This is a genomic window from Paenibacillus sinensis, from assembly GCF_019904155.1.
In the GTDB taxonomy this organism is placed as follows: domain Bacteria; phylum Bacillota; class Bacilli; order Paenibacillales; family Paenibacillaceae; genus Paenibacillus_AQ; species Paenibacillus_AQ sinensis.
Genome location: NZ_JAHCMB010000077.1, coordinates 198,062 through 207,670, shown reverse-complemented (window position 1 = coordinate 207,670; position 9,609 = coordinate 198,062). Strand labels below are relative to the sequence as shown.

At 57.8% G+C, this 9,609-nt stretch carries 9 protein-coding genes and 1 pseudogene; 9 read left to right on the top strand and 1 reads right to left on the bottom strand.

What is annotated here, in order from left to right:
* A pseudogene (locus KIH86_RS10385) lies at nucleotides 1-379 on the bottom strand (hypothetical protein); the annotation flags it as partial.
* Nucleotides 380-404: 25 nt separating this feature from the next.
* Between KIH86_RS10385 and KIH86_RS10380 the strand changes: the two are divergent.
* From KIH86_RS10380 to KIH86_RS10340, 9 genes are all read left to right on the top strand, one after another.
* Complete coding sequence (locus KIH86_RS10380) at nucleotides 405-674, top strand: LPXTG cell wall anchor domain-containing protein (protein ID WP_223110426.1); 270 nt, start codon at nucleotides 405-407, stop codon at nucleotides 672-674.
* A gap of 173 nt (nucleotides 675-847) precedes the next feature.
* The gene (locus KIH86_RS10375; protein WP_235775342.1) at nucleotides 848-1,858 is read left to right on the top strand and encodes an alpha/beta hydrolase; all 1,011 of its coding nucleotides are present in this window, start codon (nucleotides 848-850) and stop codon (nucleotides 1,856-1,858) included.
* Nucleotides 1,859-2,640: 782 nt separating this feature from the next.
* A complete protein-coding gene (locus KIH86_RS10370; RefSeq protein ID WP_223084353.1) occupies nucleotides 2,641-3,027 on the top strand; it encodes a NusG domain II-containing protein in 387 nt (128 codons plus the stop codon).
* The gene (locus KIH86_RS10365) at nucleotides 3,011-3,562 is read left to right on the top strand and encodes a Gx transporter family protein (RefSeq protein ID WP_038693302.1); all 552 of its coding nucleotides are present in this window, start codon (nucleotides 3,011-3,013) and stop codon (nucleotides 3,560-3,562) included. The genes KIH86_RS10370 and KIH86_RS10365 overlap by 17 nt, the downstream gene beginning before the upstream one ends.
* A gap of 34 nt (nucleotides 3,563-3,596) precedes the next feature.
* Nucleotides 3,597-4,466 (top strand): ATP-binding cassette domain-containing protein, encoded by an 870-nt coding sequence (locus tag KIH86_RS10360; protein WP_223084352.1) that lies wholly within the window; start codon nucleotides 3,597-3,599, stop codon nucleotides 4,464-4,466.
* The gene (locus KIH86_RS10355; protein WP_223084351.1) at nucleotides 4,442-5,332 is read left to right on the top strand and encodes an ATP-binding cassette domain-containing protein; all 891 of its coding nucleotides are present in this window, start codon (nucleotides 4,442-4,444) and stop codon (nucleotides 5,330-5,332) included. The genes KIH86_RS10360 and KIH86_RS10355 overlap by 25 nt, the downstream gene beginning before the upstream one ends.
* A complete protein-coding gene (locus KIH86_RS10350; RefSeq protein WP_223084350.1) occupies nucleotides 5,325-6,116 on the top strand; it encodes an energy-coupling factor transporter transmembrane component T family protein in 792 nt (263 codons plus the stop codon). Before KIH86_RS10355 ends, KIH86_RS10350 begins: the two co-directional genes overlap by 8 nt.
* Nucleotides 6,117-6,162: 46 nt before the next feature.
* Nucleotides 6,163-8,112, top strand: a complete 1,950-nt coding sequence (locus tag KIH86_RS10345; RefSeq protein WP_223084349.1) for a peptidase U32 family protein — start codon at nucleotides 6,163-6,165, stop codon at nucleotides 8,110-8,112.
* An 83-nt stretch (nucleotides 8,113-8,195) separates the two neighbouring features.
* Nucleotides 8,196-9,485 carry an aspartate aminotransferase family protein gene (locus KIH86_RS10340; RefSeq protein WP_223084348.1) on the top strand — a complete coding sequence of 430 codons (1,290 nt, stop codon included), beginning with the start codon at nucleotides 8,196-8,198 and terminating at the stop codon, nucleotides 9,483-9,485.
* The last annotated feature ends 124 nt before the right edge of the window (nucleotides 9,486-9,609 follow it).

Sequence of the window (9,609 nt, the reverse complement as noted above, 5' to 3'; positions counted from 1 at the left end):
CAGTGACGCCGAGCGAGCCGCCAACGCCGACAGCAGTGACGCCGAGCGAGCCGCCAACACCGACACCAGTGACGCCAAGCGAGGCGCCAACGCCGACACCAGTGACGCCGAGCGAGCCGCCAACACCGACACCAGTGACGCCGAGCGAGCCGCCAACGCCAACAACAGTAACGCCAAGCGAAACCGCAAGTCCGACGCCAGAGGTAACGCCGAGCGAGAGCCCGACGCCAACGCCGACGTCCGAATCGACAACAGTCATTAACGATGACCCCGTTCCTATTGGACCGGTAAATTCGCCAGAAGCATCGGCGGCTCCGTCACCGACGCCATCACCGGCGCCGACGCCTTCTGCCACACCTTCGGGTGATGAGGTTACCATTGACGATAATCCTCTTCCGTTAGGCGTGCCTACGGCGACACCAACAACGACACCAACAGCGACACCAACAGCGACACCAACAGCGACGCCTTCAGCGTCTCCCGCTCCATTGGTAACGCCGAAGCCTGAAGAGCTGGAACTCGGCGATGACCCTGTGCCTCAAGGAGTTCCTGCGCCTGTCGGCAAGCTGCCTAAGACCGGGGAAGAGAGCCACATGCCGTACTACGCAGGCGGCGCTGCAATCTTGGCTATTGGCTTGCTGTTGAGATTAAAGGGAAGACGCAAATTCGAATAATCTGCAGTACCTACTAGGGCATTCATTCATTTGAGATGCACCCCTTGGAAGAGGCATTGGAACCCCCTGGGTTTCCGGTGGAATTCCAACGGGTGCATTTTTATTAGTGATAGTAAATGGATCAGGCTGAAGCTTTGCGGTTTTTATCCGTACCATCCAATCTGATATACTGGATGTTATCTTTTGATGCATTTTCAGAAGAAGGCGAGGTGGCGGACTTGTTGTGGATGATCATTGCGGTGCTGGCCGTTGCGGTTTGCGCAGGCGGCGTTACGTATGCCGGTCTCTATTTTTACAAAGTCGCTATATTCAGGGCTCCCAAAATGTTCATTGCAAGCACGCCGAAGGCCAAGGTGAAAATGAAGGAAGAACCGCCTACGGCGGGTGCATCCTGGGGAGAAGGACAGCAGTGGATCGCCGCCCAGCAGATTCGGGAGCTTGAGCTGACCTCGGATGACGGCCTGAAGCTGCGCGGCTATTGGATTCCTTCGGAACGGGCCGGAGGACGGACCGCGATTATCGCGCATGGCTATTCGGGCAAAGCCAAGGACATGGGGGCATACGCGAAGCTGTATCATGACAAGCTTGGCTTCAATGTGCTGCTGCCCGACGCCCGGGGACACGGCCAATCGGAAGGGAGCTACATCGGTTTCGGCTGGCACGAGCGTCTGGATTATGTAAAATGGATTCGGCGCGTGGTCGAGGAGACAGGCGATGATGCACAGATTGTGCTGCACGGTGTATCGATGGGCGGAGCAACCGTGCTGATGACATCAGGCGAAGAGCTGCCCCCACAGGTTAAAGCGATCGTCTCCGACTGCGCATATACCTCCGTCGCCGCCGAGCTATCCTATCAGCTGAAGCGGATGTACCGGCTGCCTGCCTTTCCTTTTCTTCAGGCCGCAAGTCTGGTCTCGCGCATAAAGGCTGGCTATTCCTTCCGTGAGGCCTCTGCGCTGAGACAGGTGCGCCGGTCCAAAGTGCCGATTCTGTTCATTCATGGAGATGCGGATACGTTCGTCCCTTACTTCATGCTGGATCAGCTGTATGAAGCAAGCAGAGGACCGAAGGAGCGGATGGCGGTGCGCGGGGCCGGTCACGGGTTGGCCTATGGTACGGATAAGGCGGGATATATTGGCCAGGTGGGGGAGTTTGTCGCCCGGTACACGAAGCAATCTCCGTAAAAATGGACAGCGCCCGGCTCTCGCTTATGCGAATGCCGGGCGCTTATATGTGGCGGAAATCTCTGCTCTCAAGCAACCGAGAAGAGCTTCCGTGTATATTCAATCTTTCCCTACCGCCTGCCTAAATGGCGGTCTCTATATTCCTCATTCATTTCCAGCAGCCGTATGGCGATAACAGTTCTGCATCCAAAACGATAAAAGCCCTGCCTCTCTTCTATCCTTGCGGCTCCAATGACCGCTCCAGTGTGAATCGGAAAATCTACAGCATCAATATCATCTTACCAGAAGAACCTGCGGTGCTACGGTGAAAGGGCCGGTCAAGCCCCGGGCACCCGGTGAGTTCTTTGGAAATTTAAGGCATATAAAGGTCTATAAGTACATGTAATCAATTCCAAAAAGAATACCGATATACTTAGTACAACAGTCCCGGGTTATCCTGCAACGAATAAACTCTTAGATAATCCCGATTGAATGGAAAAATCAAATATTATTATACTATAGCACAAGCAGACAGAAATTTCAAATGTAATATTGCTGGACAGTCTGTTCACATCCGAGTTCGCGGTGCTTTTCTTATCCTCTTTTGCCCCACGCGGTGAATACGCCTCCAAGGATTATCCCGATCAAAACGGGTAATCCTTTTTTTTCTAATCATAAATACATTTTGTGAAAGTAGCGTGAAATCGGCTATAATGCCTATGCATTCATTGAAGGATCAGAAACGGACCAGTATAATTATTAAGTCTGGTCATCATTTAATTTAAAAAATAAGGGAGAATTTTATGAAACGCGCAGATATGCTGCTGATTGCCGTAGTGCTGATCGCCGCGCTCGCTTTTCTGGCTCCGCGTTATTTCGGGAAGGATGCCGGAGAGGGAGCGGGAAAGAACCTGGTGGCCAATATCACGGTTGACGGCAAGCACTACCGTACAGTCAAGCTGACAAAAGAAGAGCAAACCATCGATATCCGGACAGAGAAGGGCTATAACATATTGAAGGTTCACAATTACGGCATCGAAATGTATGAGGCGGACTGTCCTGATCAGGTCTGTCTGGGTTTCGGCTTCATTACCCGGCCCAAGCAGACCATCGTCTGCCTGCCGCATCGGGTTCTGGTAGAGATTGCAAGTTCGACAGGGGAGGATGAGATCGATGGGGTTGTCCAGTAGCGAGTCGTCCCGGGCGCTGAAGCGAACGGTAATCGTCGCGATTTTCTCGGCCGTGGCGGTAGTGCTCGGGATTTTGGAAGCCCAGCTTCCCTTGTCGGCGATGGGACTTATGCCCGGGGCCAAGCTCGGGTTCGCCAATATCATGATTTTGACATGCATTTACTTTCTCAGGGGACGGGACGCCTTCGTGCTGGTCATCCTGAAGACCATACTGACGGCGTTCATTCTCGGCACGTTCTCCAGCCTGCTGTTCAGCCTGTTCGGCTCACTGTTCAGCTTCGCGGTCATGTTCCTTCTAATGAAGGGCGGAAAGAACCGCCTGAGTCTGATTGGGGTCAGTATCGCAGGCAGCATCGCCCATAACTTCGGACAACTGGTCGCGGCTTCCATCGTCATGGGAACGACCAGCATTATGTATTATCTGCCGATCCTTCTGGTGACAGGCATTGTGACCGGTATCGCCGTCGGCTACTCGGTGCGGTATTTGGTAAACGCGCTGACCAAAATATCGATCTTTGAGGATTTTTTACGATAAGCGGAAGGCAAATGGCCGCAGGAGGTGAGACAGCATGAACGGGAAAGACGAACAGCGGCGTACGGCGGACCGGGGCGTAGATGCCCTGACGATTGAGGGCGTATCCTTCGGCTATGAGCCGGAGCACCCCATCCTGCAGAGTATCACGCTCGGCATCCCGCAGGGACAGTGGGTCAGTCTCGTTGGCCCCAGCGGTTCGGGCAAGTCGACGTTGGTGAAGCTTCTGAATGCGCTGATTATTAAAAGTACAGGCGAAATCACGGTCAGCGGTATGGCATTGAATGATGAAAATGTTACGGAGATCCGCCGGAATATCGGCATGGTCTTCCAGAACCCCGACAATCAGTTCGTCGGAGAGACGGTGGAGGACGACATTCTGTTCGGCCTGGAGGGACTCTGCCTGCCGCGTGAGGAGATGGAGCGCCGTCTTCATTGGTATGCCGAGAAGCTCGGCGTCACCGGCTTCTTGCGGAAGCATCCGGGCGAGCTGTCCGGAGGGCAGAAGCAGCGGGTCGCCATCACATCCATTCTGGCAATGGAGCCAGGCGTCGTCATCTTTGACGAGGCCTCTTCCATGTTGGACGAGGAGAGCCGGAACGGACTGCTGGACATTCTGCGGGACATGCACGCTGAGGGCTCCTATACGATCCTGATGATTACGCATGACGCCGATGAAATACTTGCATCGGAGCGGGTGCTGGCCCTCAGCGATGGAAAGCTGGTCCTGGATATGACGCCGGACGAGCTGTTCCGGAACGAGGCGCTGCTGGAGAAGTGCCGGCTGCGCGCCCCCTATGCCTGGGAGCTCGGGCGTGAGCTTGCGGCCAGGGGGCTTCCGGTCGGCATTCCCTCCAGCGAAAAGGAGCTTGTGAACACGTTATGGCCATTGAACTTCGGCAAGTAAGCTATACCTACTCGGAGCGCAGCCTGTGGAGGCAGACGGTGCTGCGCGAGATTGATTTTGATGCTCCGGCGGGCCAGGTTGTGGGAATCGCCGGGGCGACGGGCTCCGGCAAGTCGACCCTGCTGCAGCTGTTCAACGGGCTGCTCCGGCCCACGCAAGGAACGGTATCCGTTCTGGATGTCACCTTCCGTCCCGGAGAGAAGCCGCCGCGGCTGCTCCCGCTCAGGCGGAGAGTCGGGCTCGTCTTCCAGTTCCCGGAGCAGCAGATGTTCGCCGAGACGCTGGAGAAGGATTTGATGTTCGGACCGCTTAACTTCGGCATGAGTCCGGAGGAAGCGCGGGAGCGGGCCTGCAAGGCGATGGAGGATATGGGGCTCGATCTGGAGCTGCTGAAGCGCAACCCGTTCCGGTTAAGCGGCGGGCAGATGCGCAAGGCGGCCATCGCTTCGGTGCTGGCGGCAGACCCGGAGATTCTCGTTCTGGACGAGCCGACGGCTTCGCTTGATCCGGTCAGCCGCCGGGAGCTGATCGGCCTCCTGAACCGGCTGTGCCGGGAACGCGGCCGGACTGTCATCGTCGTCACGCACCGCATGGACGAGCTTCTGCCATGCGCAGACCGCTGGCTCGTGCTGAACCAGGGCCGCGCCGTGTTTCAAGGCGGCGTTCGGGAGCTGGCGCGGAATCCCGGCCTTTTGGCGGATTGCGGGTTGGCTGTGCCGGACTCCCTGCGCTATTGGCGGGCGGTGGCCGACAGGCTCGGCCTGGGGGACGACGAAGAGCCGAGGCTGACGGCCGGCGAATTGGCCGCCTTCATTCAGGAACGCGGCGGTCTGGAAGGCCGCGGGAAGGAGGCCGGCCATGAATGAACGCCTGCTGCTGGGAAGAACGATCGAGACCGGCTCCTGGGTGCACCGCCTGGACCCGAGGTCGAAGCTGATCGGGATGCTGCTCTATGCAGCCGCCATTTTGCTGGCGAGATCCTGGGGAGCGATGGCCGTGCTGGCGGTTTTTTCGCTGCTGATCGCGGTGTCTACCCGGATTCCGCTGAAATATTACCTTAGAGCAGCCAAGTCGCTGCGGTATTTGATGCTGTTTATTTTTATCGTGCAGCTGCTGTCGGTCAAAGGAGGACGCGTCTGGCTCAGTCTTGGCTCCTTCTCGCTGTATGAAGTCGGCCTCCGGCTCGGGGCGTTCGCGGTGATCCGCACGTTCCTGCTCGTCTCTTTTACCGCTATGCTCACGTTCACAACCACTCCCGCGAGGCTGAACCAGGGGCTGGAAGGCATTCTGTCGCCGCTGAAGCGGGTCGGGCTGTCGCCGGGGCGTTTTACGCTAATGATCAGCCTGGCGCTTCGCTTCATCCCGACGATTCTGGACGAGGCCCAGATTGTGCTGAAAGCCCAGGCTTCGCGGGGAGCCGATATCAGTGAGCTGCCGCTGAAGGAGAAAGGCCGCATGCTGGTAACCCTGCTCGTTCCCGTTATCGTAGGGGCGTTCCGGCGGGCGCAGGATCTGGTCTACTCCATGGAAGCCCGCGGCTTCCGGATGGATGCTCCGCGTACCCGGTATCACCGCTTGAGGTGGGGGGCTACCGATACTTGTTTTATCGCTCTGTTTGTTCTGCTGGCAGCGGCCTCGGCCGTTCTGTAGCATTAGCGGGACCGGGGAGAAGAGTTACATTTAGGGGGAAGCAAGAATGACGCGTTATTTTAACGGTAAGGAAGTTGAACTGCTGGCTCCGGCCGGAACGTTCGAGATTTTTAAGGAAGTGGTGCAGTCCGGCTGCGATGCGGTGTATTTGGGCGGGCCTGTACTGAATATGAGAATGATGCGCAAGGGCTATAATCTGTCGCGCGAGGAGTTGGTGGAGGCGATCCGGATTGCCCGTTCGCTGGACAAGAAGCTGTATGTGACGGTCAACAATCTTCTCAGCGAGCAGGAGCTTGAGGAGGCGCGTGATTACCTCGGCTTCCTGGATGAAATTCGTCCAGATGCGCTGATTGTGCAGGATATGGCGGTGCCGGCGCTGGTCCAGGAAATGGGGCTTGGCCTGCATCTGCATGCATCGGTCATGATGAACGCGCATAATCTCGAAATGGTCCATGCGCTCGGGGATCTCGGCGTAAGCCGTGTTGTCACCTCCCGCGAGATGGATCTGCAGACCGCGAAGCATTTGGGGCGGGAGACCGGCATGGAGCTGGAATATTTCGTTCACGGCGACATGTGCTCCGTTCACGGGGCGAACTGTTACTTCAGCTCCCAGGTGTTCGGCATGAGCAGCAACCGGGGCAAATGCATGAAGCCCTGCCGCTGGGATTACCGGATCAAGAAGGACGGTTACATCTATCCGGCGGAATATCCGCTGGCGGTCAAGGACATGTACATGTATGAGCATCTGCCGGAATTGATTGAATCAGGCATTACCTCATTCAAAATCGAGGGCCGGATGCGCGACAAGGATTTCATCACGATGATCGTGAACAGCTACGGCGACGCATTGGACCGTTATATCGACGATCCGGTCGGCTTTGAGCGGGAGGCGGACACCAAGCTGCTGTATAAGAACCGCAAGCGCGATTTCTCCACCGCTTATGCGTTCGGCAAGCCGGGGCTGAGCAACATCAACCGGCGTTACGAAGGCACCGGCAAATTTTACAGCACGGGCAAGGTGTTCAGCACGCCGACGGCTGAGCGGGAGCTCTCGGAAGACCGTGTTCTTAAGCTGAAGGAACGGCTGACGGCGGAGGTTCGCCCGGAGCGCTTGCCTGTTGCCGCAGGGATTGCGGTTCGCGTCAATAACATGGCTCAGGCCAGAGCCGCGCTTGAAGAGCGGGTAGAGTATCTGTATTTGTCCGGTGACGTCTACGAGCCGGATCGTCCGTTCACGAAGCGTGACATCCTGGAGCTGGCCCGGATCAAGGGAGAGACGAAGCTGATCCTGGCGCTACCGCGCATGATGACGGAGCTGCATTTCGACCAGTACGACCAGCTGCTGATTCACGGCGAACGGCTGCCGATCGACGGTCTGCTTGTCACGAATCTGGGTGCTGTGCGGCGATACAGCGGCACCGTTTATGAGCTGATTGGCGATACGAGCCTCAACATCTACAATACACTGGCCGCCAAGACTTACGCGAGGATGGGTCTGAAGCGGTTGACGGTATCGTCCGAGATGACGCTGGAGCATTTTGCCGGCTTCGCCTCAAGCAGCGATCTTCCGGTGGAAATGGTGGTTCACGGAACGCCGGCGCTGATGTATATGGAGCATGACCTGCATGAGAATACCGAGGTGATGGAGCCTGTCGGCGAGGAAGATAACCGGTATGTGAGCAACGAGGTGCTGGTGCTGATGACCGACAAAGGCGAGAATCCGGTATACCGCGACCAGCATGGGCGGAGTCATCTGCTGTTCGCCAAGGAGCTGTGTTACCTGCCGATGGTGCGTGAGCTGGCTGGAGCGGGAATCTCAAGCTTCCGGATTGAAGGCCAGACCTATACGCCGGAGCGGTTTCGTGAGGTTATCAGGGCTTACCGGGACGCGCTGAGCGGCAGTGGGGCGGCTGAGGAAACAGCGGAACAAGAGCTTGTGGGCAGCCTGGCGCCGGCTTATGCAGGATACACGCTGGGTTCGCTGCAATTTAATTAAAATTTATAAGTCCGCCGAACCATAAAACGGGATCGCTTGGACGATCGGAAGTTACTTTTTTCACAAGAAAAGGGGGAAACCAGATGGACAGCCAGTTTATTGGCAGAGAGGCGGTTGCGGCCAAGCGTAAACAGTATTTCTACCCTTGTACACAGCATTTTTACCGGGATGCGCCGCAGCTGGTCCGCGGCAGCATGCAGCATGTGTATGATGAGAACGGGAAGAAGTACACCGATTTCTTCGCCGGGGTATCGGTGGTGGCCTGCGGCCACTGCAACCCGGCTATCACGGAGCGGACGATCGACCAGCTGCGGCAGCTGCAGCATACGACAACGGTATATTTGACGGAGCCGAGCGTGCTGCTGGCGGAGCGGCTGGCGTCTGTGCTGCCGGGGAACCTGAGACGCACGTTCTTCGTGAACAGCGGCTCGGAGGCGAATGAAGGGGCGCTGCTGCTGGCCCGGCTGCATACCGGCCGCAAGGGCTTCATCGCGCTGGAGAGCGGGCTGCACGGCCGGACGAATCTGACGATGAGCGTAACCGGATTGTCCATGTGGCGGACTGACAAATATCTGGACGAGGATGTCGCGTTCATCCGGCGTCCGTTCGATCCGGAGCTGACTTTGGCGGAAGCGGCGGAGATTTCGCTTGCCGACCTGAAGGCTGTTCTTGCGGTCAAAGGCGATACCATCGCCGCCCTGATCGCGGAGCCGATCCAGGGCAATGGCGGCATGATCATGCCGGAGCCTGGTTATTTCCGCGCCGTGAAGGAGCTGCTGGAGCCGTACGGAATCCTGCTGATCGCCGACGAGATCCAGACCGGCTTCGGACGGACGGGAGTCATGTTCGCCATGGAGCATTTCGGCGTCGTGCCGGATATCGTCACCATGGCCAAGGCGCTCGGCAACGGCGTGCCGGTTGCCGCCTTCGCGGCGGGCGACGAGATCGCCGCCTCGCTGAATACGCCGTCCGCCTCCACGTTCGGCGGCAATCCGGTCTCCGCGGCGACGGCGCTCGCTGTGCTCGATTATATCGAGGCCGAGCGGCTGCCTGAGCGCGCCGTCCGGCTGGGAGCCCGGCTGAAGGCAGGGCTCCGGGAGCTGCAGGGCCGCTATCCGGCGCTTGTCGCCGATGTGCGAGGAGCGGGCCTGATGCTGGGCATGGAGCTTCGCGGGGCAGGCTCCGCAGAGAGCGCGGCGCTGACGGACGATGTACTGGAAGATCTGAAGAACCAGGGCTACTTGGTCGGTAAGAACGGCGTGGGCCGAAATGTGTTGGCCTTCCAGCCGCCTCTTGTTATTATGGAAGAAGATATCGACGGTCTCCTTGCGGCGCTGGACAGCACGTTGGCGCGGCTTGGAGCGCAGGTGTAATCCTCTGACCTCTTAGCCTGGCCCTGGATGCTCGCTCTGTTCTTCCTGAAAGGGAAGACGAACGGGCATCCCGGTCCCGGCTAATTGGCGGAGAATGTCCTGCATGGAGAACGGCTCAGCATGA